We start from the raw sequence: 26,130 nt of genomic DNA on the forward strand, positions 1-26,130 counted from the left end.
AGTTAAAAAAGTTAAGTAATTGATCGACTGACGAAAAGGTATTAAATTATCATTAAAGAGTTTATGGAATTTCGTCTCGAGTCAAATATTACATATAATTCCTAGTTGAATTATATGTAATATAACATGAGTGCTTCTTATTGTCAATTGTATCATGTAAAAATAAATAAGTCAGGAATAAAGTATGATCTTTTTAGTTAAGGGATTTGTTAAAATTTGAATTTATCCTAAATTTTCGTTGACATAAAACTTTTAAGAGTCTATAATGAAAAAAAGTTATAATTTTCAAGTGGAGAATATCATGGAAACTTTAAGAACTAACGTACAATATTATTATTTTAGCAACATCCAGAGCTATTGGTATGGCTTTGGTTATTTTGCGTGTAATAAAAAAACGTTACCCTCGAAGTTTTCAAACCATGAAAAGTGATGAACAATATCACAATTGATTAGGTTTATGACAGGAGACTTCCTTAGGGAGTCTCCTTTTTTCGTGAAAAATGAAGTCGTGCGAAGACAGTGGATTTGAACTGAGATTGAAAGTGTTTTTACTTTCAAGAACAGTTCAAGTTTACTGTCTTCATAGGGCGAAGCCCGCGATGAGGTGTCGCGATAGCGACACCGAATGCACGGCTTGATTTTTGGCTCTGTATAGTTAGAGTTAAAAAGCCCGCGACGAGTGTAAGCTGCGCGAAACGAGTTCCATGGCAGAATTTTTCACCAAAGTGAAAATAGAAATCCCGCGATGAGGGCTATTTGAATAGCCGAAGCAGGAACGGTTTCATTTTGTCTTCAGTGCACGGGAGATGGATGAATGATTTTAAAATTTGGAGGATCACATGATTATTGTAGTAAAACCGAATGCAACTGAAGCAGAAATTAAGAAACTGATTAATATGATTGAAAGCCAACATTTGAATGTTAATTACTCAAAGGGAACTGAGCGGACCGTAATTGGTCTGATAGGTGATACCGCTACTGCAGATCTTGAACAAATCAGATCAAATCATATTGTCGATAAGGTTTTAAGAGTACAGGAACCTTACAAGAAAGCCAATCGACTATTTCATCCTGATGACACGGTTTTCGATGTAAAGGGACATAAAGTTGGGGAAGGTCATCTGACAATGATTGCCGGCCCCTGTTCAGTGGAAAGTGAAGAACAGGTGGTCAGCATTGCCAAAAGTATTAAGGAATCAGGTGCAAGCTTTTTAAGAGGCGGGGCATTTAAACCGAGAACTTCGCCATATTCTTTTCAGGGAATGGGATACGAGGGGCTGGAACTACTTAAAATTGCCAGACAGGAAACCGGACTTCCTATTGTCAGTGAGCTGATGTCTTTAGAACAGCTGCCAGCCTTTGAGGATGTGGATATCATTCAAGTTGGGGCCAGAAATATGCAGAACTTTATTCTGCTTAGAGAACTGGGTAAAATTGATAAGCCGATTTTATTAAAACGGGGAATGTCAGCAACCATGAAAGAGTTTTTAATGTCAGCTGAATATATTATGAAAGAAGGAAATGACAAGGTGATTCTCTGCGAACGGGGGATTAGAACCTTTGAAACGGCAACCAGAAATACTTTGGATTTAAGCCTGATACCGGTGCTAAAGCAAAAAAGCCATTTGCCGATTATGATAGATCCCAGCCATGCAACAGGACTGTCCTGGACGGTAGAAGCGATGACTAAGGCGGCGATTGCAGCGGGTGCTGATGGGGTTATGATTGAGGTTCACAACAATCCCGAAGAAGCCCTTTGTGATGGTGAGCAGTCTATAACACCAGAACAATTTGATCAGATTATGAATACCGTGAAGAAATATGCTGAAATTGAAAACAAGGTGCTTTCATGAGAAAAAGAGAAGAGACGATAGTTGGCTTTATTGGCCTGGGACTGATGGGCGGCGCTCTTGCTATGGGTCTCGGGAAAATGGGATTTAAAAAAATCCTAGGCTACGATATAAAAGAAAGTGTAATAGAAAGAGCGATTAAAGAAGGTGTCATCGAGGGTGGCGCCTGGGAATCAATAGGCTTGACGAAAATGTTGTCTCAATGCGATCTGGTTTTCATCTGCCTGACCCCAATGGATGCCTTGGGTTTTCTGGCTCTTTATATGGAAGATTTCAAGGTCGGAGCTCTAGTGACTGATATCACCGGGGTTAAAGAAGTGATTTTTAGAAATCTGGGGAATCTTTTACGAACTGATATTGACTATATACCCGGGCATCCCATGGCCGGAAGTGAAAAAGAAGGATATGGCGGGGCAACGGATTCAATCTTTATAAACAGGAATTATATTTTAACCCCTCGCCCCCAGAATCAGCCGGAAAATATTGCTTTTTTGAAAGAGATTATTACAGATTTAGGCTTTAATCATATTGTTGAGACCACCTGTCAGGTTCATGATGAAAAGATTGCGTTTACTTCCCAGCTTTGCCATGTCATTGCAGCGGCATTGGTGGATTGTGAGGATGATTTGAGTATTACCGGTTTTGAAGGCGGGAGCTTTGGTGACCTGACAAGGATAGCGATGATCAATGCGCCGATGTGGACAGAGCTTTTTATGTGCAATAGAAAAAATCTGCTTGAACAGATTGAAAAATTTGAAAATAGTCTGGATCTGATGAAAAAGATGATTGCCGACGATGAAGAAAAAGAATTGATTGAAAGGCTCCAGTCTGTTCGGGAAAAACGAATTGAAATGGGTAATATCCGGGAAGCTAAATTAAAAAAAACTGAAGCAAAGTAGCTTCAGTTTTTTACGTTAACCGGGCAATAAGGGTTAATCGGTCGCCAAAATGCTTCTGCAGGATTGACAATCCTTCTGGTTTAACACTGGCGATGACAGTTGTTGCCGGGCCACTGGATTTTTTTAGATCAAGAGACCCGGGCAGTTCGTCAGGCACAAGATGATAAATGGCAGCCAGGTTGTCGGCTTCATACCAAATTCCCTTGGAGCCGCAGGGGATAATTTCATTAACTTCTTTACAATTAGATAGATAAGAAAGGTCTGAGTAACTGGCGATTTCAGTATCGTTTTCCAGGATTAGCTCGCCGCCAACCTTGGGTTTTCCAATGCAGACGACGAGATCATCTTTTTTTGATGGGGTCAGGTTCATCTGGCTGGTGCATCCTAGAATGGTGATTCCAAAGCCAGTCATAATGGTTTTGAAGTTTTCTTCAGTTGAGCCGTTTAATAAAAGTTCAGGAAGCCCCGCTCTTTGCAGCTCTTCATGAATTCCTTCAATAAGTTTTTTTCCAGTTGGCTTCATTTCATTACAGATGGTATTGGAGATCCCGATAATTTGGCAGCCACAGGATAAGAGCTCAAAAAGGCAGACCCGGGTAGCATAGATTGAAACATATTTAGTGGGAACGCTGAGCTCATCACCGGGTTTTTCACCAACACCGGCACTGCTGTCACAAGCGGTGACCAGCAGCCTGTCCGGTAGTTCGATCACACTTAAATCACGGTACTGATAAGTTTTCATATTAGGAATTGTTTGAACGAACTTTTGAAGCATCCAGGTTTAACTGAGTCTTTAAAGAAGCTGGAATAGCTCTAAATACCACTGCGCCAACAGCTGCATTAATTCCGCCTACCAAAGCTAGAGGAACCATCATTCCAACAACGCCGGGCCATGTCAGCATAGGGATTAAAAGTGGTGAGCTGAGCAGACATAAAACAGGACCATTAAACAGTGCAGCGACCAGTACTGAAATAATTAAACCAACATTTGTCTGATTGCGTTTGTTAAAAAGATTAAAGACGAACCATGTAGCAATCATGGTAACACCCATTCCGATACCAATCAGAAAATGAACGGGAAAAGTAAAAGGGAACCCTGATGTTGCTGAGGTCAGTATGTGACCCGCAAAGCCGATAATGGCACCATATACTGGGCCAAGTAAAAATGTACCTAAAAATGCCGGTAAAGAATCGAATGCAATCGTGCCGAATACTTTGAGTTGCGCGCCGATAAAAGATAAAGCGATTAAAAGGGCTGTGAATACCAGTTGTTTTGTTGAGATTTTCATAATCTTCTCCTTGAAAAATAATTTTTTAATAAATAGTTTGGGATGAATAGAAGCATATGGACAGCTATTTATTTCCAGCATATACAGCGGTGAAAAATTAAGCCGTGCACTGGGTGTGGCTATCACCTCACCTTGTTGCGGGCTACGCATTTCTCACATATACAGCGGTGAAAAATTAAGCCGTGCACTCGGTGTGGCTATCGCCCCACCTCGTCGCGGGCTACGCCCTATATCTTCTGATATAAGAGAACTGATTTATAAGCGAGCTTCTAAATCAGTTCTCTTATATCAGAAGACGTACGGCTTTATTTTTCGCGCAAAAAAGTCCACACCTATAAAAGATGTGAACTTTACCGTCGTCCAAAATCGCTACGGTTCTGGCAGGTCTCCTGAGTTAGCTTCATCACCATTTGTCCCTTCCCGTGAGGTGGTTTTGACAATGGCTCCGGCAATACAGTGGTGGGTCCCTACAGGAATGATACCTGTTTCCCTATTCTCCTTATAAAAGGCACCAGAAACGATTTATTAAATTGAAAAAATAATAACATAGGGAGTGGATAAAGTCAATTCAATTTGTCAAAATGATACTTAAAATGCCCTTTTTTGTTGATAATCTGTTGATAATTCAATGTTTCCGTGGATAACTTCTGAATTTATGGGGAAAAAATGTTGATAAAGCCTATGATTGGGGTGGATATGGGTTAAAATTTATCAATTGAAGCAGTTGTATTGAGGCTGCTGACTGTGTTAAAATTCTATTCAGTAATTTGAAAGAGGAGACCATCCATTGATACTAATGATTGATAATTATGATTCATTTACATACAATCTTGTACAGTATATTGAGTGTTTAAATGAAGAGGTTCAGGTAAGAAGAAATGACATGGTTACTATAGATGAAATAAAGGCATTAAATCCGGAAATGATAGTTCTCTCGCCGGGACCCTGTACGCCAAATGAATCAGGTGTTTGCCTGGAAGTTGTCGGTGCATTTGCCGGTGAAATTCCGATTTTAGGGATTTGTCTGGGACACCAGATCATTGGCCAGGCGTTTGGTGGGAATATTATAAAGGCGCTTGAGCCAGTACATGGCAAAGTCCATCCAATTACTCATGATAACCTGGGTGTCTTTCAAAATCTTAATCATCCACTGAATGTTACCCGTTACCATTCATTGGTGGTTGAAGAACAGACTCTACCGGACTGTCTTGAAGTGACCGCTCGGACTGAAGCAGGCGAAATAATGGGAATGCGGCACCGGGAATTTATGATTGAAAGTGTCCAGTTTCATCCTGAAGCAATTTTGACAGAAATGGGGATGGAATTGCTTGGCAATTTTCACCGGAAGGCAAAGGGAATTCAATGATCATTGAAGAAATAAAAACGGTTTTAGATAGCTTTGAATTGTTTCAGGGATTTCGTGACGATGAGTACAGTTTTTTTCTCGATAGCGGGATCGATGCGGATGGTCTGGGACAGTATTCATTTATGGGTGCTGATCCCCTGCTGATTTTTAAGAGTAAAAACGATGAAATAGAAATATCTAAAAAGGGAAAGACCAGCACGAAGAAAGGAGATCCCTTTGCTGAACTGAATCAATTAATGGGGAAATATCAGTTAAAGTATGATACAGAGTTCCCGTTTATCGGAGGGGCTGTGGGTTATTTTGGTTATGATCTTTGTCATCACATTGAAAGAATCCCGCGAACAGCTGTGGATGATGTCAAAGTTCCCGATTGTTTCATGGGTTTCTATGATGGAATACTTATCGTTGATCACCAGACAAACAAGACCTGGCTGGCAGCGTTGGGAATTGAGGAGGACCCGCAGGATTTGATCGACCGCCTAAAGATTAAGGTCGAGCTGGCAGAAAAGCGGTCAAAGGAAGAGATGCCACAACTGACCTTAAATGAAGAACTGGCATTTAAAGGAAATTTCACTAAAGAAGGTTATATGGATGCCCTGGATGCTATTCATGAATATATTCGTGCCGGTGATATTTATCAGACCAATCTGACCCAGCGTTTTCAATGTGAACTGCAGCTGAGCCCCCTGGAATTATATGGGGTTTTGCGAAAAATTAATCCAGCACCATTTGCCAGTTTTCTGGATTTTGGCGAGGGTCAAATCGTCAGTTCTTCACCGGAGCGGTTTATTAAAGTTGTGGATCGAGCGATCGAAACCCGACCGATTAAGGGAACCATGCCTCGTGGTAAAACTCCCCAAGAAGATGCTGGCAATAGAAAATGTCTGGAGAACAGCGAGAAAGATAAGGCAGAACTATTAATGATTGTAGATCTACAGCGTAACGATGTTGGTAAGATCTGTAAATCGGGGACGGTAAAAGTACCGGAACTTTATAAACTTGAAACCTATGAGACCGTCTTTCACCTGGTTTCAACTGTGGTGGGTCAACTAAAGGACGACATCAGTCCAGTTGACTGCGTCAAAGCGACTTTCCCAGGGGGATCGATTACCGGTGCGCCGAAAATTAGGGCGATGGAAATCATTGATGAACTGGAGCCGACTCAGCGTAATATTTATACAGGGTCTATTGGTTATCTGGGATTTAACGGCGATCTGGATTTGAATATTGTCATCCGCACAATCGTTTGTAAGGATGGGGAAGGTTATTTTCAGGTTGGTGGTGGGATTGTCTGGGATTCAGACAATCAGCTGGAGTATGAAGAAACTTACCATAAGGGAAAAGCTTTATTTGAGGCTTTAAAATATAAAAAGGGGTGAACTGACATTCATTATTTATGCATTAACGGTGACGTGGTGGAAAGAGGATTTGTTGAAGCTGACCCTGGTTATCTGTATGGCTATGGTCTTTTCGAAACGATCAATGTTCAGGAAGGTAATATGGAGTTTTACCATGAACATATGGAGCGTTTGATAAAGAGCAGCCCAAAGATTGGGCTGGCTTTTAAAAATGATCCTTTTAAAATAGAAGAAGACTGTTATCGTCTGATACGGGCAAATCGGATAAGAACTGGGGCATTGCGGGTGACTTTCAGTAAAGGAAAAAGACGTAATAATCTGTTTATTACGGCCCGGGAAAATCCTTATGGTAATGAAGAGTACCGAAAAGGGATTGCTCTTGCACTAAGTCAGTTTAGACGAAACGAAGAAAGTCTGCTGGTGTCGCTGAAATCCAATAATTATCTTGAAAATTTGCTTCATTTAAATAAGGCGAAATCCAAAGGTTTTAATGAGGTGATTTTTCTAAACACAAAAGGAAAACTTTCTGAAGGGAGTTTGTCCAATATCTTTTTTATAAAAGACCAGGTAGTTTGTACACCGGCTGAAGATTGCGGCATTCTTCCGGGCATTATGCGGGAAAAAGTGCTGGAGGTTTTAGAAGAAAATAAAATTACTTGTGAAAAAGGCTATTTCACGCTTGAAGAATTGTTGGGAGCAGATGAAGTCTTTGTAACTAATTCGCTGATGGAAATAATGCCGGTGCATAGGGTTGATGAAAAAAGTTTTAAAATCGGCTTGGATACGGGTGCTTCGCGGATTAGAACCCTGTATTACCGGAAATTTTTCAAATAAAATAAAGCTAGAAATTAAGTTGTGCGTTTTTTAACGTACAGCTTAATTTTTTATGGTTAGATGGAGTAGCTGTGATTGAAGAAAGTCTTTTTTTGTGGTAGCATGGCAAAAAGAGGAAAAGGAGATCGGAATGGCTCAGGAAATTAACAAGCAAAAGGCACTTATGCTATTAAAAGAATACAATGAAACAGAATCACTGGTGAATCATGGTCTGGCAGCTTCCGGGGTAATGCGTCATTTTGCAAAACTCGAAGGGGAGGATATAGATTATTGGGAAGTGGTTGGTCTCCTTCATGACTTGGATTATGAAAAATATCCCGAGGAACATTGTGTTAAAGTCGTTGAAATCCTTAAGGCGAACGGCTTTGAAGAGAGTTTTATCAACAGTGTCGTTAGTCATGGCTATGGTATTTGTTCAACTGTTGAGCCGGTCCATCAGATGGAGAAAATTTTATATGCTATAGATGAATTAGCTGGTCTGATCACGGCCTGTGCCTATATGCGCCCATCAAAAAGTGTCAATGATCTGGAACTTAAATCAGTTAAGAAGAAATTTAAAACTCAGAACTTTGCTGCTGGTGTCAATCGCGAAATCGTTAAAAGAGGAGCTGAGATGTCGGGGTATTCGCTGGACGAACTGATCACGGAAACTATTCTTGGAATGCGTGAAATAGCCGATGAAATAGGGCTTGGGAATCATGATTAATATACCTGACCCGGTATTGGAAGTTTTTTCTCTGTTAAACAAATGCGGATTCCAAGCTTATCTGGTGGGTGGCTGTGTCAGAGATTATCTGCTGGGAAAAATTCCAGAGGATTTTGATATGACAACCGATGCCACCCCTGATGAAATGAAGGAATGTTTTAAAAATGAAAGGTTCCTTGAAACGGGACTAAAACATGGAACCCTGACTGTTATAAAAGACGGAGTGGCAGTTGAAGTGACGACTCATCGGACTGAAGGGACATACTCAGACTCCCGCCATCCTGACGCGGTGACTTTTTCTAAGAATATCTGTGAGGATTTGAAACGACGGGATTTTACCATTAATGCGCTGGCTTATCATCTTGAGAAAGGGATTATTGACTGTTTTGATGGCGTTGGCGATATAAACAGACAGTTAGTTAAAAGCGTTGGCGATCCGGAGCGCCGGTTTGCAGAAGATGGACTGCGAATCCTGCGGGGATTGCGTTTTTCTGCGGTGTTGGGTTTTCCGATTGAGAATCAAACTTTTTCGGCAATGCAAAAGCAGGCCTATCGTTTAGAAAGAATTTCGGCTGAGCGCATTTATCAGGAACTTGATAAGCTTCTGCTTGCTGATTATGTTAGAGAGGCTATCATTAAAGGGGCTCAGATTATAGGAGTTGTGATTCCTGAGATTCTACCGCTGATTAGCTATGAGCAAAAAAATCCCCATCACTGTTATGACCTGTTAACTCATACGGCTGTGAGTGTGGAAGCAGCGCCAATGGTTTCGGAAATCAGATGGGCCATGCTTTTTCACGATCTGGGAAAACCTCAGTGTGCTTCCCTAGATGATAAGGGGATTGGGCATTATTACGGGCACAGCAAAGTTTCGGAAGAAATTGCCAAAAGGCGTCTTAATGCTTTGCGTCTGCCCAAGGAAAAAATTAAAAAAATCTGTCAGCTGATTAAATATCATGACAGTGTAATCGAAAAGGATGAGCGTTTATTAAAGCGTTGGCTTAACCGATTGGGAGAAGAAAGCTTTAGACAGCTTTTAGAGATCAAGAGAGCTGATTGCAGGGCACAGGCGGAGTGCTGCCGATATCGCCTTGAAGAATATGACGAAATTGAAGGTATAATCGAAAAACTGATTGCCGAACAAGCCTGTTTTTCAATAAAGGATCTGGCGGTTGATGGTAATGACCTGATTCATGCCGGTATTCAAAAAGGTCCGGAAATTGGGAAGGTCTTAAAAAAACTTTTAACAGCAGTTATAGAAGAACGGGTGGCGAATGAGAAAGAAGCGTTGCTTCGATTTGTAGAAGAAGGAGAAGAAGATGTTTATTGACAGTCATACCCATATTGATGATGAAAAATTTAACGAGGACCGTGAGGCAGTCATTGAAAGAGCGCTCGAAGCGGGTGTTGGGAAAATGATTAATCCTGGAGCCGACGAAGATTCCAGCCGCCGTGCTGTTTCTCTGGCGGATTTACACGAATCCATTTATGCGGCAGTAGGGATTCATCCCCATGATGCCAAAACTTATGATGAAAAAAAACATGGGGAACTATTTTCTAAATGGGCCCAAAATGAAAAGGTCATTGCCATTGGAGAAATTGGTTTAGATTATCATTATGACTTATCTCCCCGAGAGGTTCAGCAGGAAGTGTTTATTAAGCAGATTGCCTTGGCAAAAAAAGTAAATCTTCCGATTATTATACACAATCGGGAATCGATGGCGGATATGGAGCGAATTCTAAAGGCGCATTTTGCTGCAGAACCGGGTGGGGTCATGCACAGCTATAGTGGTTCGGTAGAGATGGCAAAGGTATTTTTGGATATGGGACTGTATCTTTCGATTTCTGGTCCGCTGACTTTTAAGAATGCCAGAAAGCTTCCTGATGTGGTTAAGATGGTGCCGCTTGACCGGTTATTGGTTGAAACTGACAGTCCTTACCTGACGCCAACACCCCATCGTGGTAAACGGAATGAACCGGCCTATGTACGACTGGTCGCAGAAGAAGTAGCACGGATTAAAGGGTTGCCGATTGAAGAAATTGAAGAAATCACTGCCCAAAATGCAATTCACCTTTTTGGCCTGAATTAAACTTTATAGGATTAGAATAGGATTAAAAATTTTAATTTTTATTTCCTCTTGACATTACTGTTGAAGTTGTGTAGAATAGTCGAGTACTTGTTTTGCAGGGGTATCGCCAAGCGGTAAGGCAATGGACTCTGACTCCATCACTCTCAGGTTCGAATCCTGATACCCCTGCCATTACTTAAGAAAATCTGGCCGTTGGCAAGATTTGCGACTTTATTCAGCATCAGCTGAAAGAGGTTGTAAATGTTGCTGACGGCCTTTGTGCTTTCTTGGGGTTTAGTTCGCGATGAATAACAGCTACGACTAGTACCAGTCAACAATCTGAAAATTGGGAGTTATAAATGAATAATGAAATAAATATTTTTGAAGTATATGAATTCCTGCCGGGGCTTAATTGTAAAAGCTGTGGCGAGAACACTTGTATGGCTTTTGCCGAAAAGTTGATCAAAGGGCAAAAAACGATTGCTGCTTGTGCACCGCTTAGAGATAATATATATAAGGAAAGAAAAGAGGAATTGCTTGAACTGCTTAGGAGTGCTAATGAAGCAAAATTAAATTGTTGACAGCTTGTTTGAGAAAGAATGCGACTTGTTCTTGTGATTTTATTTGTTTTGGCTTATAATGAAAATAGAATTTTTAGAAACACTAATTTTTAAGGCGGGAAAGTAAGGGTATAATATGGCTAAACCGAGAAATGATATTGAAGTAAAAGAACGTATTTATCAGGCTGCAAAAACCTTGTTTCTTGAATTGGGGTATAAAAAAACCACCTACCGGGAAATTGCTGAAATGGTCAACGCCAATGGCGGATTGATTACTTATTATTATGGATCAAAAAGTAAATTGGGCTTGATGGTTTATAATGAATACATGAAGCAAATTAAGGAAATGGTTAAAAAGCAGTTCGAAGTTAAGAATATCGAATACGACCTGCTGACTGCCACTGCAACTGAAATTCGTGTTCATGGTCGGTTGATGCTGATTAATCGTAGTCTAAGCAGATTCTATACAGATCTTTTATCGGAGAATGTTTTATATAAAGGCACCGCGGTAGCCGTTGATTATTTCCGCCTTTTAGTCGAACAGTATGGCGAAAAAATGCCGGAATATAAAATGAAACTCCTTACGTACGGTAATTTTGGTTTTCAGCAGGGGATTTCACTAGCCCGTGAAATTGGTGAGATTGATTGTTCATCAAAAGAGTTTGATGATGCAAATATTGAAGTATTCCTTTTGCTTTTAGGGATAGACAATAAAAAAGTTAAAGAAGTATTGGAAGTTTCATCAAAGCTGGAAAAAGAAATGCCTGATATATTTGTTAAAAAAGGATTTGAATTAAGTATAGCGGCGGAATAAAGTCATAAAATATGAAATCAATCTAAGAAGAAACGATAATCGTGGGAGCACTCTTATCGTTTTTTTATTTATGTAAAAGGCGGTAAACCGGGAATGATTAAAAATCAGTTATTTCTAATGGATGTCAGACCTTTATACGATGAGGATAAATTTAAACAAACGCTCGATGAAATGGATTCACTTCGAGTTCAAAAGGTTAATAGGTTAAAGACGGTTGAGGTAAAAGCCTTGTCGCTGGGAGCAGGCCTACTTTTAAAACGGGCGGAACAAAAGTATTTTAAACATGGACAGGCCCCTGAGCTGGTCATTAATAACTGTGGTAAGCCTTCTTATAAAGGTGTGACAGACTTTTACTTTAATCTGTCCCATTCCGACTATTTGGCAGTTTGTGGAATTGGTCCCAGGCCAGTGGGTGTGGATGTGCAAAAAATTGGAGCGGCGAAACTTTCACTGGCCAAGCGGTTTTTTCATCAAAAAGAGTATGATTTCCTGAAACAGCTTCCAGAGAAGGTTCAGGCAGCCGGTTTTTCTCAGATCTGGTCGGCTAAGGAGAGTTTTATAAAATATCAGGGATCGGGCCTGGGTTTTCCACTTAATGCTTTTTTTCTTGAATTTACCTTTACTTCAGGAGTCTGGAGGGTTGAAAACTGCAGTGAACCGGGAGTTTATTTTAGAAACTATTCATTATCCCAGGAGTATGCGGTCTGGTTTTGTGGAGCGTCTGCTGCGTTTGAAGAGAATTCAGTCTGGGTTGAAATTTAATTTGAAATGGAGGTGACTAATGATGGATGAGAAAAAAAAAGAAAATCTCTGGACGGTTTTTGCAACGTTTTTTAAAATAGGTCTCTTTACCTTTGGTGGTGGATATGCCATGATTTCTTTAATCGAATATGAAATGGTGGAGCGGCACCACTGGATTGAAAGTGAAGATATTGTAGATATGATAGCTATTGCTGAAGCTACCCCTGGAGTGATTTCAGTGAATACAGCAACTTTTGTCGGATACAAGATCGGTGGTGGAATGGTTGGTTCAATAGCAGCAACATTTGGGGTGGTTTTACCGTCGCTGCTGATTATTTCGGTAATTGCCACCTTTTTTGAGTCTTTCCAGAAGATTTTATGGGTGCAATATGCCTTTCAGGGAATTCGCGCCGGGATCAGTGTCCTGGTCCTGGGTGCAGCGATAAAACTTGGTAAAAAGGGAGAGTATCATCTGCTTACGGTGGCAACGCTGATTGTTTCATTTATTGTGGCGGTTTTCACGGACTTGAACGTTATATTTCTGATTATCGGCGGTGGGTTGATTGGTATTCTTCATCAGGTAGTGCTTAATAAGGCAATGATTCAGGACAATAAGGAAAATCATGATATACATTAATTTATTTATCACATTTTTTAAAATCGGCCTCTTTACCATTGGGGGCGGCTATGCGATGATTCCACTAATTCAGCAGGAAGTACTGAAAAATGGATGGCTGACCATGACAGATTTTGTCAATTTTCTCGCTGTGGCCGAGTCAACCCCAGGGGCTTTTGCGGTCAATATTGCGACCTTTGTCGGGATGGGAACGGCGGGTATTTTTGGTGCCATTGTGTCAACGACGGCTGTCGTCCTGCCCTCTTTAATCATTATTGTGCTGATTGCCAAGGTGTTTACTAATTTTCAGGATAATAAGTGGGTTAGGGGCGCTCTGTACGGGATCCGACCGGTAGTGATTGCCTTAGTTGCCTCAGCAGTGGTAAGTCTGATGGCCAAAGGTCTGCTTTTAGAGGGGACGGAAATTAACGGCATACAAAGTATTATAGAGGCCCTGCAGTTTAAGGAGCTATTAATCTTTGCACTCACTTCGGCTGCCTATTTTAAATTTAAGCTTCATCCGATTCAATTGGTACTTCTATCTGGTGGATTGGGAATCATCTTATTTGGAATGGTTCCAACATTATTTTAAAAAAATTTAAATAAGACGATATGTCACATAACCGTCACAATATTCTGCTAATATTTCCTTGGATGATAATCAAGGTTTATAAGGAGAAAAAAATGTCCATACTAATAAATGTTATGGCCGCCTGGATTGCTGTTGTTTTAGCAGTCCTATTGTCGGTGGTTTATATATTAAGAATTGTCAATAAAGGGAAAGGTAAAGATACTTTTATCGGGCAGCTCAATAGAAAGCTGAGAAATGTTCACAAGCCGATGGGTATTCTTTTTGTGATTGTTGCCTGTATCCACGGTTTCTTTTCGTCAGGCGCTGTTTTTTCTTTAAACTTCGGAAGCTTTTGTATGGTTACCGGGATCCTTTTAGGTTTGACCTATTGGTTGCGTAAAGCCTATAAAGGTCAGTGTTCCTGGTGTAAACCACATCGAGTACTGACTGTGGTTCTGCTTGTTTTTTTGGGAATTCACCTTTGGGAAGTGGGTGGAATTATGGGGCCTGAAGCATTTGTAATGGCCTTTTCCAATGAGCTGGAAGCAGAAGTGCAGAATATTTACGGTAGTGAAGATGACCAACCTACCGTAGATGAAACAACAACTGATGAAAAGGAAACTGCAACTGCTTCAGAAGATACGACCTTATCAGATTCTACAGTTGATCAAACGATTGAGGAAGTTAATCAGAATTTATTTATAGGAACAGCCGATATTGCTGATGGGACTTATACTGGCGTGGCTGATGGTTATGGCCCAGATTTGACAGTATCAGTGACTGTCAGTGACAATCAAATCACATCAGTGGAAGTGGTTTCCCATAATGAACATGGTGAAAAATATTACGGCCGAGCGATCGATGCTGTACCCGCTTCAATTGTTGCTAATCAGACCCCTTATGTAGATGCTATCTCAGGTGCAACCTATACATCAAACGGAATCATGAATGCGGTTGTAGATGCGCTGCAACAGGGACTTGTTTCGGGAAGTATCTGAGTTGAATAAACTTAAGTATCGTCAAGTATAGAACAACATCAGAGAAGAGAACCGGGATGCAGAGAGTGGCCGATAGCCTTGACAAAAGTGATGGAACAAGGTAAGATAAAACTGACATAAAAATAAAAGTGTTACTGAACGCAGACATTAACAGGAATCAGAATTATCGTTCTGGTCGGTTAGTGTCTTTTTTTATTGCGGGGGAGGAATTAAAATGCCAAAAATTTCTGAAATCAATTTGATCCGACACTGTGAAACACCGACGCTGATGATTCGGACAGAAACAACGATTAGTGAGTTGCCGCAATTGATTGGCACTTCCTACGGGGAGATTATGGATTATCTTAAGAATTGCGGGGAACAGAGTGCTGATAGCCCATTTGTTTTATATCATAATTTTGATTTTCAAAAAATGGATGTAGAGATTGGCTTTCCGGTGGCCAGGAAACTGGCGGGAAACGGTAAAATTGAAGCGTCTGTAATTCCCGAGCAGGATATGATTTATTGTATGTATCAGGGTCCCTATAAAAAAATTGGTCCGACCTATAAGGCGATGTATCAGTGGGCCGAGGAACATGGACTTGAAGTTGAGCAAAAGGTTTATGAGTTTTATTATAATGGTCTTGAGGTTTCTGAGGATCTCCTTTTAACTAAGATTCTGATGCCGGTAAAAATTTAATTTTATCTGGACGAAAGTGCTCCAATCCATTAAAATAGGAAGCAGTGAAAAAGTAACTGGGGGAAAAAATGATCGCATATCGAAGAGAACTGCATTTTAATCTGCCGACACGCAGAGGGCTGGTTAATATTACCGGAGATGTTGAAAAGGCATTAAAGGAAAGTGGAATCAAAGAGGGAATGATACTGGTTAATGCCATGAACATCACAGCCAGTGTCTTTATCAATGATGATGAAGGCGGCCTGCATCATGATTATGAAGTATGGCTGGAAAAACTGGCTCCGGAAAAACCATACAGCCAGTATCGTCATAATGGCTTTGAGGACAATGCTGATGCCCACCTGAAACGTACTATTATGGGCAGAGAGACGGTTGTTGCAGTGACAGAAGGTAAACTCGATTTTGGCACTTGGGAACAGATCTTTTATTTTGAATTCGACGGAAAAAGAGAAAAGCGGGTGCTGGTTAAAATTATCGGTGAATAAAAAAAGAAGCGGGCAAGCCGCTTCTTTTTTTATTCTTCGCCAACGCAGCCCTGGGGGAATTCTGGGGAGCAGACGGTTTCCATATAATCAATATCATCGAGCTGGGCTTCCCATAGGCCATGGATATCACAGTAGGCATAAACAGCCACCACGTCCAGGGGATCAATGTTGAAACTGGCTTTGGGTTCATCTGCTGGGGTAAGCTGGACGAAACTTCCACCATTACGGGTTTTTACAAAGATCCAAAGAATGGAATGGTCAGGTGTCATCGGATGGGGGATACTGCCTACATTGACCGTAATTTCCTGGTCACCATTAGTGACAACTGGGATATGTTTTTCGGTTGACGCTTCGATAGTGTTGGGGGTCAGTTCAGTCATGTTATGGTTGCAGTTTTGAGAAATTGTGCCGTGCAGTTCAAGCAATACGCCAGTACAGTCGTTGCACTGAAAAAGATTAGATTCGTTCATGGAGAGCCTCCTTAAGTAATTGGAAATTAACCAGATTTAGAAATAATTATTTTGGAATAGTTCAAAATAGTGTTTAATTTCCTAGTATACATACCCTGTTTTTTAAGAAGTATTTATGATGAATAGATTTTTCTTAAAGGAAGGGAAATAAACTTGTTTTTCACAGACGGTTGCGTTATAATACATTAGTCGTGCTAGATGGAGAGTTAGCGGTGCTTTGTAACCTGCAATCCGCTACAGCAGGATTGAATTCCCCATGGAGGCTTCAGGTTTTGAGGTCTGCCGGAGGCAAGTGGTGTTGACAGTTGGACCCTTCGCAATAGAAACTTATGAACCCCGTCAGGTCAGGAATGAAGCAGCGGTAAGTAAGACCTTTTATGTGCCGGAGGATACTCTGACTCGAGCAAACTACCGACGTAACGCTTGGAGGCTGATTGTCGAAGTGGGGTGCACGACAAAATAGTTTTTTAATAATACCAAACCTTTGTTGGTATTTTTTTTATGGGCATTTTCGGATAAAAAAAAGACATCCTTCAATAAATATTTGAGATTGTCTGTATTTTGTCAAAACTTGTTGATATAATAATTTTAATTCTATGCGATCAAAAGGTTTAGTTTACAGAGAATGAAGAATAATTTATGAATAGAGAGGAAAACCCATGCGATTTTTTCAAGTGAAGCCGGCAATTTATTATGGGGAGGATTCCCTGAAGCGAGTTCAGGAAGGTAATTACAAGAATGTTTGTATTGCTACTGATGCAGGGATGGTAAAATTCGGGATTCTTAAAATGCTCACCGATTTACTGGATGAGAAGGGGATCACCTACCATGTTTTCTCTGACATCGAATCAGATCCTTCAACAGATATTGTGGAGAAGGGGCTGATGCATATTATTATGAATAAACCCGATGCCTTAATTGCTATTGGTGGCGGTTCTGTTATTGATGCAGCAAAAGCCATCATCTATTATTGTGTTAATTTCAAACGGATTTTCTTTGAAGACCGTTATGTGCACAAACCGGAATTTATTGCCATTCCGACTACCGCTGGTACAGGTTCTGAAGTCACAGAATATGCGGTAATAACCGATAAAAAAAATAATACAAAAATTCCTTTAACGGATATTTTGATGATGCCGGATACTGCGATTCTTGATCCTAAGCTGATTGAGAGTGTTCCGCCGGGAGCAACTGCAGCGACCGGGATGGACGTGTTAACCCATGCCATTGAGTCTTATATCTCCACCGGTAATAATCCGTTTTCTCGCTGTTATGCCAGTAAAGCGGTAGAACTGGTCTTTAAAAGCCTGTTCAACAGTTATGAAAATGGTTCTAATCTGGATGCTAAATCCAGTATGCAGACTGCTTCATGTATGGCGGGAATCGCCTTTAACAGTGCTGGACTGGGTATTACTCACAGTATTGCCCATGCCTTTGGTGCTAACTTTCATATACCGCATGGTCTGGCCAATGCCATTGTTTTACCTTATGTGATTAAATTCAACGGTCAGAGTCCTCGGGTGGAACACCTCTATCAACGGCTGTTAAGTGCAACAGGCATTTTAAATGTGTGTGGGGATGCCAATGTAACCATGTATAACAGTGTTGTAGCCTTGAGCGAGTCGCTGAATATACCGAGTTGTCTAAAGGATGCAGGCGTTAGCGAAGAAGATTATCTTAAAGATCGGGAAAGCATGCTTAAAAAGGCCCTGGCAGATGTTTGTACAACGACAAACCCTGTTCCGGTTGGCTATGAGGAAATGAAAGCGGTAATGGATCAGGCTTATTACGGCGAATAAAAACAACTAAAAAATAATAAGTAATTTGAGCATTTCATATAGGATTGATTTAAATCCTTATGGAATGCTTTTGTTTATTTGTGGCCTGCTTGTCTTGACAGCCGATCAGGGATATAATTGAGAAAAAATAATGAGCTGGGAAGAATATGAAAAGTTACAAAGCATTTAAAGAAAAATATGATATCCGTTTAAACAGACAACAGGAAGAAGCACTGCTTATGAAAAATGGGCAGACACTTTTGCTGGCTGTCCCGGGCAGCGGAAAAACAACGGTTATCATCAACCGGATTGCTTACCTGATCCAGGTCGAAAATGTTAATCCTTCAGCTATCCTGGCCCTTACTTTCAGTCGGATGGGAGCCAGAGACCTGAAACAGCGTTACAGTAAAAGTTTTGGACAGGATGATATTCATTTCAGTACCATTCATTCTTTCTCCTTATCGGTTATCAGGCAGTACGAAAGACAGTATCACAGAAAAGCTTTCGAGGTGCTGGCAAATGTAACGCCGGTCATTAGAAAGCTTTATCAGGAACTTTTTAATGCGTATCCGTCAGAAAATGACTTGTCAGAGATTGTTCAAAGAATCGGGTATGTTAAAAACATGATGCTGAGTGAGCAGGAGATTAAAGCGCTGCCGACACTGGAAATTGATTTTTATAAACTTTTTGAGGCTTTTGAAGCAAAAAAACAGAGACAAGGTTTGATGGATTTTGATGATCTTCTCAAATACACGTATGGTCTTTTAAAAAGACACCCGGAAATGCTAAAAGTTTTTAAAGAACGTTATCGTTATATTCATCTGGATGAGGCCCAGGATACGTCCAAGATTCAGTTTAGGATAGTTGAACTGCTGACTGGAAAAAATGGCAACCTGTTTATGGTTGGCGATGAAGATCAGAGTATTTATGGATTTCGTGGGGCTTTTCCGCAGTTTCTACTATCCTTTAAAGAGGTTTGGCCGACTGGCCGGGTGCTTTTGATGGAAACAAATTATCGCAGCAGCCAGGCGATTGTTGCCAGTGCCAATCAATTTATTAAGCTAAACAGTGAGCGCTACGAAAAAAAAATGGAGACGCCTAATAAAAAAGGGATTCCGGTAAAAAGGGAATGGGTAAAAAGTCTGGAGGCTCAGTATCGTCTGATTCTTGAATCGATTAGAAAAGAAGGGAAAGAAACGGCGGTTTTATACAGAAATAACGAATCAGCCATTCCGTTGGTGGATCTTTTAGACCGGGAGGGAGTACCTTTTTTAATAAAAGAGCATACACCGGCTTTTTTTAATCATTTTATAGTGAAAGATATCTGGTCATTTTATGAATTTTCCAAACGACCAAATGATTTTGAGTTGTTTTCGCAGTTATACTATAAAATGGATCTGGCTATTTCTAAAGACATGGTTAATTCGCTTAAAATGCGGGGGAGTGATACGGCAATAAGGGCATTAATCAGGGGAAATAAGGAAAAATCCTGGCTGGTAGCGAGACTGGAAACGGTGGAAAAGTTGTTGAATCGCTTAAGAATGGAGACGCCACAAAAGGGAATTGATCTGATTCTTGACGAGATGGGATATCGGGGTTATCTGCAGTTTAAAATTGGTTCTGGTCATTCGGAAGAGAGTCTTAACCAGAAATTATCGGTTTTAAAAATTCTGGCCGGGAGGTCGGATACCTTTTCAGAGTATTTCATGCATCTTGAAGAACTCAGTGAAAAGTTGATGGAAAAACGGATTTATCAGCAGAAAAAACCGCGGGTAACCTTATCAACTTTCCATTCAAGTAAAGGCCTGGAGTTTGAAAAGGTCTTTGTGATCGATGCGGTGGAAGGGACAATTCCTTGCCCTGGCAGCAGAGAAGAGCTGAGTCTTTTTGGTGAAGAAGTACGGCTTTTTTATGTGGGAGCTACCAGAGCCAAGAAGGAACTGATTTATATCTGTGTCAGTGATCAGAAAAATGGAATCTTTCCCTCATCTTTTATAAGCTATTTAATTGATGGGATTCCACCTGAAAAGCCGGTTGTTCAAAATGAAAAAGGTGCTGAAAGTTTCGGTGTTAGAAATAATTTCAATAAGCCTGTAAAAGTTGTAACGTCATATTCAGAACAGGAGCTGAAGGCCTATAAGCCGGGTGTGGTTGTGACCCATCGTCGCTTTGGAAAAGGTGAAATTATAGAGAAAAACGGCGATGTGGTTAAAGTCAATTTTGAAAAGGCAGGTAACAAGAAAATGAATCTTTCAGTCTGCCTGGAGAATGGAGTTATTCATTAAGCACAATTCAGATAAAGTTACAATTGAATAAACGAGAAAAATAATAAGTTGATTCGAAAAATTTGATTTTAGACTGGGAATTGGCTATAATAGGTTAAGTGCTTAGGAGATAAGGGAGAAGATGAAAACAAAAAAGATGAAACGCAATCGGTTCAGAGTTATTTTGGATGAGACCATTGGAGAACAATCCGGATGCCGAATTCTCGAAGATACTGAGACCGGAGTTAATTATTTATATCATTATGATCAGTTAGGCAGTGGGTTGACGGTACTCGTAGATGAGGAAGGGGCGCCGGTAGTGGGCCCGCAGCGCTAATAAATAGAACGAGCAGTTTGCCAGGCCCGGAAGCTAAATTCTGGGCTTTTTTGTATGGTTCGGTTTATATAAAGATTTATAGTGTATATAATAAGAAGAATAAATAATGGGAGGTAGCAAATGAGTTCATATATTGATGCCATTATGGCCAGAGAGATTCTTGATTCCCGGGGAAATCCGACAATAGAAGTGGATGTGATTCTTGAGGATGGGACCCTTGGGAGAAGTATTGTTCCGTCAGGGGCTTCTACCGGAGCTTTCGAAGCTGTTGAACTGAGAGACGGTGACAAGAACAGATATCAGGGAAAAGGGGTGCTTAAAGCGGTTGCCAATGTGAACTATGCAGCTGAATACCTTATCGGGATAGATGCCTGTGACCAGCTTGCTATTGATGCCGCACTAATTGCTTTGGATGGTACCGAAAATAAAGGCAAGCTGGGCGCGAATGCAATTCTGGGAATATCCATGGCGGTTTCTTATGCAGCGGCAAATTCTCTGAATTTACCTCTATACCGGTATTTAGGCGGAATTAACGCTAAGACCCTGCCAACCCCAATGATGAATATCTTAAATGGTGGTGAACATGCTGATAATAACGTAGACATTCAGGAATTTATGATCATGCCAGTCGGTGCCAAATCTTTCAAAGAAGCGGTGCGAATGGGGGCAGAAACTTTTCATCAGCTGAAAAAAGTTCTGTCTTCAAAAGGGATGACCACATCTGTTGGCGATGAAGGCGGTTTTGCTCCGAACCTGCAATCCAATGAAGAAGCTCTTCAGGTTATTGTAGATGCGATTAAGGAAGCCGGTTATGTACCAGGTGAGGATATCATGCTGGCCATGGATGTGGCAGCCTCAGAACTTTATGATAAAGAAACAAAAAAATATCTTTTAAAAGGTGAAGGCGTTGAGAAAACTGCTGAAGAAATGATTGACTTTTATGAAATGCTGCTTTCTAAATACCCGATTATCTCCATCGAAGATGGATTGGATGAAGAGGATTGGGAGGGTTGGAAACTGATGACTGATCGCCTGGGAAAAAAAGTTCAATTGGTTGGAGATGATCTGTTTGTGACCAATACGACCCGACTTAAAAAAGGAATTGATCAAGGCATTGCTAATTCAATTCTAATTAAAGTTAATCAGATTGGTAGCCTGACAGAGACGCTGGATGCTATCGAAATGGGAAAACGGGCCGGTTATACTGCGGTGGTTTCCCACCGATCCGGTGAAACAGAGGATGTGACGATCGCCGATCTGGTCGTGGCGGTAAACGCCGGGCAGATTAAAACCGGAGCCCCCTCGAGAACGGACCGGGTTGCCAAGTATAATCAGCTGATTCGGATTGAGGAAGAACTGGGTAAACTGGCTGTTTATGCTGGAAAAGATGCCTTCTATAATTTAAAGTAGAGAGCCAGTTGTCACCATACTCAAGTGCCCCGGTAACGGGGCACTTTTTAGAAAGGAAGAAACAATGAAACTAAAAGGCATGGCCATTGCGTCCCATCCGCCGGTCTTGATTCCGGAAGTCGGACAGGGTCGGGAAACAGAAGCGCCAAAAACACTGCAGGGAATGCGGGACCTGGCTAAAAAAATAGTTGAGGTAAAACCCAAAACTATTGTTTGCATCACACCACATGGGAATGTTTTTCGCGATGGTGTTGCAGTTATTTATGAAAATAAGATATCTGGCGATCTGTCGAAATTTGGCAGTCCTGAAATTACAATGGATAAAAAATGCGATATGGAATTACTTGACGAATTAAACCGCTCGTTTGCGATGAATCAGTGTCACAGTATTTTTTTGAATCAGCGGACTGCGGAAGAATATGAAATTAAACTGGAAATCGATCATGGGTTGCTAGTTCCATTATATTTTATTGATCGTTTCTATCAGGACTATAAAATTGTTCATATTACTATTGGTTTTCTGAGTCTGTATGAATTATATCAGATGGGTGTGGCGATTCGGGAAGCAGTTGAGCGAACGAACAGCGAGACGATTATTCTGACCAGTGCAGACTTATCCCATTGTCTTAAGGATGAGGGGCCTTATCAGTTTAATCAGATGGGTCCGGTTTTTGACGAAAATATTATTTATGGCATCAGTAAAAAAGATTACTATTCTATTTTAACAATTCCCCATGAAGTTTATGAGCCGGCTGGTCAGTGTGGACTAAGGCCAATCGCGATGGGGCTGGGAGCCCTTGACGGCCATGAGACAGAGTCTGAAGTCTATTCTTATGAAGGTCCCTTTGGGGTTGGCTATCTGACCGCTTATATAGAAATGAAAGAAGACAAAATTGACAGTCTTCTTGAGCGATATGAAGCAGACCAACGGATGGCCTATAAAAATAGACGCTCCAGTGAATCGGCTTTCGTGGCCCTGGCCAGAGCTTCTGTTAATGCCTGGGTTCAAAGGGGGCGGAAATTAAATTTTACCCACTATAAGGATCAGGTTGAGATCGAAGAAAAGGCGCTAAAGGAACTTGAGTATCAGCAGGCTGGAGTTTTTGTTTCAATTCATAAACAGGGTGAACTGAGAGGCTGTATCGGAACGACACAAGCAGTCACCGAGAATATTGCCCAGGAGATTATTCGTAATGCCATTGAAGCGGCGGCCTACGATCCCCGATTTTTACCGATTGAAGAAGCTGAGTTGATGGATCTGGAAATAAAAGTGGATATCTTGGGTCTAGCCGAAAAAATTGACAGTATCGATCAGCTGGACGCGAAAAAATATGGGGTAATTGTGGAAAAAGGCTTGCATCGGGGGCTCTTGCTGCCGGATCTTGAAGGTGTGAATACAGTCTCAGATCAGCTTGCTATTGCCAGGCAGAAAGCCGGAATTATGGATAGTGAGACCGATGTGGATTTATACCGTTTTGAAGTCAAACGTTATTCTTAATAAATTAATTATCACTAATTAAGTCTTAAAGGACTTTTACCGCTATTGAGAAATCAGCGGTAAAAGTTTTTTAAAGGCTACCGGAAGGGTTAAGCGATCCGTTTCATTGATTGGGATGAAACAGATCGATTGCTCCTGGGAGTGCTTGTCCAGCTTGTATTGAGCCGCTGATTCTTTTAAGGAAGCGGGCGAACGAAAGATATAGACATCTATTTCCCAGATGATATGGGTGAAAATATGCCGGCTGTGTCCTGCAAGTTTGGGTTCGGGCAGGGTTTTAAAATAAGTATTCAAATGCTGTCTGATTGCCTGGCCGGGGCATTCGCCTTGGGGAATGATTGGAAAGGACCACATCCCGGATAGAAGGCCCTTTTCGTCGCGTCGGACAAAAAGCAGATCCTGATTTTGACAAAGAACACCGACTTCCATATTGATGGTTTTTTGTCTGTTTTTTTTCTTTTTAAGCGGAAGTATCTCCTGTGTTCCCTTTAAGTAGGCCTGACAGCCATCTATCAGGGGGCAGAGCAGACATTTTGGGCTTTTGGGGGTACAAATCATAGCCCCCAGTTCCATTAAAGCTTCATTAAAATCACCGGAATTTTCGGGAAGAAGACTTTCAAGCCATTGCGTAATGTGTTTTTTAGTTTTGTTTTCACCAATATCAAGCTTGCTGTTCAGAAAGCGGCTGATAACCCTCAGAACATTACCGTCAACTGCGGTAACTGCCTGGTTAAAAGCGATGCTGGCAATGGCGCCGCCGGTATAGGGGCCAATGCCGGGCAGTTTGATTAAAGTATTATAATCAGAGGGAAAGGAACCTGAATAGTCTCTTTCAATTATTTGGGCGGCCTTATGCAGGTTGCGTGCTCGAGAATAGTAGCCCAGTCCTTCCCATGCTTTCAAGACGTCGGCCTCATTGGCAGCGGCCAGGGAGGACAGATCCGGAAATTTTTCTATAAAGCGGTTGTAATAAGGAATCAAGGTATCAATTTGAGTTTGCTGGGCCATAATTTCGGAGATCCAGATGTTGTAAGGATTTTTGGTTTCCCGAAAGGGTAGTGAGCGCTTGTTTTTATAAAACCATTCAAGCGTATTGTTCTGCAGGATCAAAATCACTGAAGCAGGTACAGTAAAATAGGGCATGGGTACTCCTTGAGAATTGCGGATTTTAGTAGGATTAAGTATAACGAATGAATCTAAAGGATATCTTGAGAAGATGCTCAGCGTTTACAGTTCATGGCAAAAATTTATACTTTCCCTCCATTGGATAGCAAAAATGGCTTTATATTGGTGTTTTTTGTGGGATTGAATTACCCTTTGATGGGCTGTAGCCGACAAATTTCTTGACAGAAAATGGATAGGATGTTAAACTAATCGTAACGAATATGTAAAGTTTTAGATGATGTGTTGACAAGATGAAAGGTTTTTTATGAATAATAAAAGAGAAACTGGGGGCTTTCTTAAGAAATTTCCAGGCGTCAAGATAGGGATTATTGGTTTAATCCTGCTTTTGGTGGTTGGGGTTTCCAGTGCTTTTACCGTGGAAAAAGAAATTCGCGTCACTTATGATGGTGATACGGTAATGGCAGAAGGAAAGTTATTAGAGACACTTGAAGAAGTCCTCATTGCCAATGATCTTCCAGTAAGTGAAGAATACCAGTACAGCAGTTCTCTGACATCTTTATTTAAAGATGTGGCAGAAGTAGAAATCACTGAAAAAGTCAGAGGAGATCTGTTTGTAGATGGTGAAACAATTGAATATTTTGCAGGTGACGAAACAGTCGGTGAACTGCTTTCTAACATGGATGTAGAACTGGATGAGAATGACCGGGTTGAACCGTCAGAAGATACAGTTATCACTGAAGATACCGGAGATATCAAGGTAATTCGGGTAGATGTTGTAGAAAGTTCTGAAGTTCGCGAAATGCCGATGACGGTAACCATTAATGAAAACAGCGAATTGCCGGTAGGTGCTCGAGTAGTGATGCAGGTTGGCCAAAACGGCAAGAGCAATGTGACAGAACGTATTTATTATGAAAATGGCGTTGAAGTTAAACGTGAAGTAATAAAGAGTCAGATCGTTGATGCGCCGCAGGAAGAAATTATCGAAGTTGGCCCGACTACGACAGTAACTGTCCCTTCTAAGGTTCAGGTGACGAAAAACTCTGATAATATCAATGTTGAAGCTAGTGATGATGCCAATGGAACAGAATCATCAGTTAACGAGTCAGGGTTCTATGGTAGTATGACAGTTAGTGCGACCGCATATACCGCGACCGGGAATAATACAGCCTGTGGATTACCGCCGCAGGAAGGCAGAACTATTGCAACTTGGGCAGGAATTCCTTTTGGAACGAAAGTTTATATTCCGGCTCTTGGTGGAGTTTATACTGTTGAGGATCGTGGTGGTGCTGTAACCTACGGAATTATTGATATTTATATGGATACTGAAGCAGATTGTATCGCCTGGGGAAGACAGACGATTGAAATCTATTTTCTTGAAGAATAAGAAAGAATATGAGCTCCATGAATTAATCT

At 41.0% G+C, this 26,130-nt stretch carries 26 protein-coding genes, 1 tRNA gene, 1 other RNA gene and 1 riboswitch; of the genes, 24 read left to right on the plus strand and 4 right to left on the minus strand.

Features of this window, described 5'->3' with window-relative positions; genetic code table 11:
* Window positions 1-839 precede the first annotated feature (839 nt).
* Both aroF and Q5O24_01250 read left to right on the plus strand, forming a co-directional pair.
* Window positions 840-1,853: a 3-deoxy-7-phosphoheptulonate synthase gene (gene aroF, locus Q5O24_01245; GenBank protein ID WKY47984.1), complete on the plus strand. Its 1,014-nt coding sequence runs from the start codon at window positions 840-842 to the stop codon at window positions 1,851-1,853.
* Window positions 1,850-2,749: a prephenate dehydrogenase gene (locus tag Q5O24_01250; protein WKY47985.1), complete on the plus strand. Its 900-nt coding sequence runs from the start codon at window positions 1,850-1,852 to the stop codon at window positions 2,747-2,749. Before aroF ends, Q5O24_01250 begins: the two co-directional genes overlap by 4 nt.
* A gap of 10 nt (window positions 2,750-2,759) precedes the next feature.
* Here Q5O24_01250 and Q5O24_01255 read toward each other — a convergent pair whose 3' ends face one another.
* Both Q5O24_01255 and Q5O24_01260 read right to left on the minus strand, forming a co-directional pair.
* On the minus strand, window positions 2,760-3,491 hold the full coding sequence (locus Q5O24_01255) for an alpha-ribazole-5-phosphate synthase (GenBank protein WKY47986.1): 732 nt from the start codon (window positions 3,489-3,491) through the stop codon (window positions 2,760-2,762).
* Window position 3,492: 1 nt separating this feature from the next.
* Window positions 3,493-4,038, minus strand: coding sequence for an ECF transporter S component (locus tag Q5O24_01260; GenBank protein WKY47987.1), 546 nt, complete (start codon window positions 4,036-4,038; stop codon window positions 3,493-3,495).
* A gap of 361 nt (window positions 4,039-4,399) precedes the next feature.
* A riboswitch (cobalamin riboswitch) is annotated at window positions 4,400-4,569 on the minus strand.
* A gap of 256 nt (window positions 4,570-4,825) precedes the next feature.
* Here Q5O24_01260 and Q5O24_01265 point away from each other — a divergent pair.
* The 15 genes from Q5O24_01265 to Q5O24_01335 all read left to right on the plus strand — a co-directional run bounded on the left by Q5O24_01265 (window position 4,826) and on the right by Q5O24_01335 (window position 15,835).
* Window positions 4,826-5,404: an aminodeoxychorismate/anthranilate synthase component II gene (locus Q5O24_01265; protein WKY47988.1), complete on the plus strand. Its 579-nt coding sequence runs from the start codon at window positions 4,826-4,828 to the stop codon at window positions 5,402-5,404.
* Window positions 5,401-6,783, plus strand: a complete 1,383-nt coding sequence (gene pabB, locus Q5O24_01270; protein ID WKY47989.1) for an aminodeoxychorismate synthase component I — start codon at window positions 5,401-5,403, stop codon at window positions 6,781-6,783. The genes Q5O24_01265 and pabB overlap by 4 nt, the downstream gene beginning before the upstream one ends.
* A gap of 36 nt (window positions 6,784-6,819) precedes the next feature.
* Entirely contained in the window at window positions 6,820-7,596 is a 777-nt protein-coding gene (locus Q5O24_01275; GenBank protein WKY47990.1) for an aminotransferase class IV, read from the plus strand.
* A gap of 130 nt (window positions 7,597-7,726) precedes the next feature.
* The gene (locus tag Q5O24_01280; GenBank protein WKY47991.1) at window positions 7,727-8,302 is read left to right on the plus strand and encodes an HDIG domain-containing protein; all 576 of its coding nucleotides are present in this window, start codon (window positions 7,727-7,729) and stop codon (window positions 8,300-8,302) included.
* Window positions 8,295-9,632 (plus strand): CCA tRNA nucleotidyltransferase, encoded by a 1,338-nt coding sequence (locus tag Q5O24_01285; GenBank protein WKY47992.1) that lies wholly within the window; start codon window positions 8,295-8,297, stop codon window positions 9,630-9,632. The genes Q5O24_01280 and Q5O24_01285 overlap by 8 nt, the downstream gene beginning before the upstream one ends.
* Complete coding sequence (locus Q5O24_01290) at window positions 9,622-10,392, plus strand: TatD family hydrolase (protein WKY47993.1); 771 nt, start codon at window positions 9,622-9,624, stop codon at window positions 10,390-10,392. The genes Q5O24_01285 and Q5O24_01290 overlap by 11 nt, the downstream gene beginning before the upstream one ends.
* A gap of 96 nt (window positions 10,393-10,488) precedes the next feature.
* Window positions 10,489-10,563: transfer RNA gene (locus tag Q5O24_01295), tRNA-Gln, on the plus strand.
* 167 nt (window positions 10,564-10,730) lie between these two features.
* The gene (locus Q5O24_01300; GenBank protein ID WKY47994.1) at window positions 10,731-10,952 is read left to right on the plus strand and encodes a (Fe-S)-binding protein; all 222 of its coding nucleotides are present in this window, start codon (window positions 10,731-10,733) and stop codon (window positions 10,950-10,952) included.
* 115 nt (window positions 10,953-11,067) lie between these two features.
* Entirely contained in the window at window positions 11,068-11,745 is a 678-nt protein-coding gene (locus Q5O24_01305) for a TetR/AcrR family transcriptional regulator (GenBank protein WKY47995.1), read from the plus strand.
* 93 nt (window positions 11,746-11,838) lie between these two features.
* Complete coding sequence (locus Q5O24_01310; GenBank protein ID WKY47996.1) at window positions 11,839-12,507, plus strand: 4'-phosphopantetheinyl transferase superfamily protein; 669 nt, start codon at window positions 11,839-11,841, stop codon at window positions 12,505-12,507.
* A gap of 22 nt (window positions 12,508-12,529) precedes the next feature.
* The gene (locus Q5O24_01315; protein WKY47997.1) at window positions 12,530-13,123 is read left to right on the plus strand and encodes a chromate transporter; all 594 of its coding nucleotides are present in this window, start codon (window positions 12,530-12,532) and stop codon (window positions 13,121-13,123) included.
* On the plus strand, window positions 13,110-13,694 hold the full coding sequence (locus Q5O24_01320) for a chromate transporter (protein ID WKY47998.1): 585 nt from the start codon (window positions 13,110-13,112) through the stop codon (window positions 13,692-13,694). Before Q5O24_01315 ends, Q5O24_01320 begins: the two co-directional genes overlap by 14 nt.
* 92 nt (window positions 13,695-13,786) lie before the next feature.
* A complete protein-coding gene (locus tag Q5O24_01325) occupies window positions 13,787-14,671 on the plus strand; it encodes an FMN-binding protein (protein WKY47999.1) in 885 nt (294 codons plus the stop codon).
* Window positions 14,672-14,885: 214 nt separating this feature from the next.
* Window positions 14,886-15,350 (plus strand): GyrI-like domain-containing protein, encoded by a 465-nt coding sequence (locus Q5O24_01330; protein ID WKY48000.1) that lies wholly within the window; start codon window positions 14,886-14,888, stop codon window positions 15,348-15,350.
* A gap of 68 nt (window positions 15,351-15,418) precedes the next feature.
* On the plus strand, window positions 15,419-15,835 hold the full coding sequence (locus Q5O24_01335) for a secondary thiamine-phosphate synthase enzyme YjbQ (protein WKY48001.1): 417 nt from the start codon (window positions 15,419-15,421) through the stop codon (window positions 15,833-15,835).
* 29 nt (window positions 15,836-15,864) lie between these two features.
* On the opposite strand, the gene Q5O24_01340 is transcribed toward Q5O24_01335, so the two are convergent.
* Window positions 15,865-16,305, minus strand: a complete 441-nt coding sequence (locus Q5O24_01340) for a desulfoferrodoxin family protein (GenBank protein WKY48002.1) — start codon at window positions 16,303-16,305, stop codon at window positions 15,865-15,867.
* 189 nt (window positions 16,306-16,494) lie between these two features.
* Between Q5O24_01340 and ffs the strand changes: the two genes are divergently transcribed.
* The 6 genes from ffs to amrA all read left to right on the plus strand — a co-directional run bounded on the left by ffs (window position 16,495) and on the right by amrA (window position 23,592).
* Window positions 16,495-16,760: signal recognition particle sRNA large type (gene ffs, locus Q5O24_01345), an RNA gene on the plus strand.
* 204 nt (window positions 16,761-16,964) lie between these two features.
* Window positions 16,965-18,104 carry a 1-propanol dehydrogenase PduQ gene (locus Q5O24_01350; GenBank protein ID WKY48003.1) on the plus strand — a complete coding sequence of 380 codons (1,140 nt, stop codon included), beginning with the start codon at window positions 16,965-16,967 and terminating at the stop codon, window positions 18,102-18,104.
* A 146-nt stretch (window positions 18,105-18,250) separates the two neighbouring features.
* Entirely contained in the window at window positions 18,251-20,368 is a 2,118-nt protein-coding gene (locus Q5O24_01355; GenBank protein WKY48004.1) for an ATP-dependent helicase, read from the plus strand.
* 121 nt (window positions 20,369-20,489) lie between these two features.
* Window positions 20,490-20,684: a DUF6440 family protein gene (locus Q5O24_01360; GenBank protein WKY48005.1), complete on the plus strand. Its 195-nt coding sequence runs from the start codon at window positions 20,490-20,492 to the stop codon at window positions 20,682-20,684.
* A gap of 120 nt (window positions 20,685-20,804) precedes the next feature.
* Window positions 20,805-22,094 (plus strand): phosphopyruvate hydratase, encoded by a 1,290-nt coding sequence (gene eno, locus Q5O24_01365; GenBank protein ID WKY48006.1) that lies wholly within the window; start codon window positions 20,805-20,807, stop codon window positions 22,092-22,094.
* 64 nt (window positions 22,095-22,158) lie between these two features.
* Window positions 22,159-23,592, plus strand: a complete 1,434-nt coding sequence (amrA, locus tag Q5O24_01370) for an AmmeMemoRadiSam system protein A (GenBank protein ID WKY48007.1) — start codon at window positions 22,159-22,161, stop codon at window positions 23,590-23,592.
* 42 nt (window positions 23,593-23,634) lie between these two features.
* Here the strand turns inward: amrA and mutY are convergent, their stop codons facing one another.
* Complete coding sequence (gene mutY, locus Q5O24_01375) at window positions 23,635-24,735, minus strand: A/G-specific adenine glycosylase (GenBank protein ID WKY48008.1); 1,101 nt, start codon at window positions 24,733-24,735, stop codon at window positions 23,635-23,637.
* A 286-nt stretch (window positions 24,736-25,021) separates the two neighbouring features.
* On the opposite strand from mutY, the gene Q5O24_01380 reads away from it, so the two are divergent.
* On the plus strand, window positions 25,022-26,101 hold the full coding sequence (locus Q5O24_01380) for a G5 domain-containing protein (protein WKY48009.1): 1,080 nt from the start codon (window positions 25,022-25,024) through the stop codon (window positions 26,099-26,101).
* The last annotated feature ends 29 nt before the right edge of the window (window positions 26,102-26,130 follow it).

The sequence above is a fragment of the Eubacteriaceae bacterium ES3 genome, from assembly GCA_030586155.1.
Taxonomy (GTDB): Bacteria; Bacillota; Clostridia; order Eubacteriales; family Eubacteriaceae; genus Acetobacterium.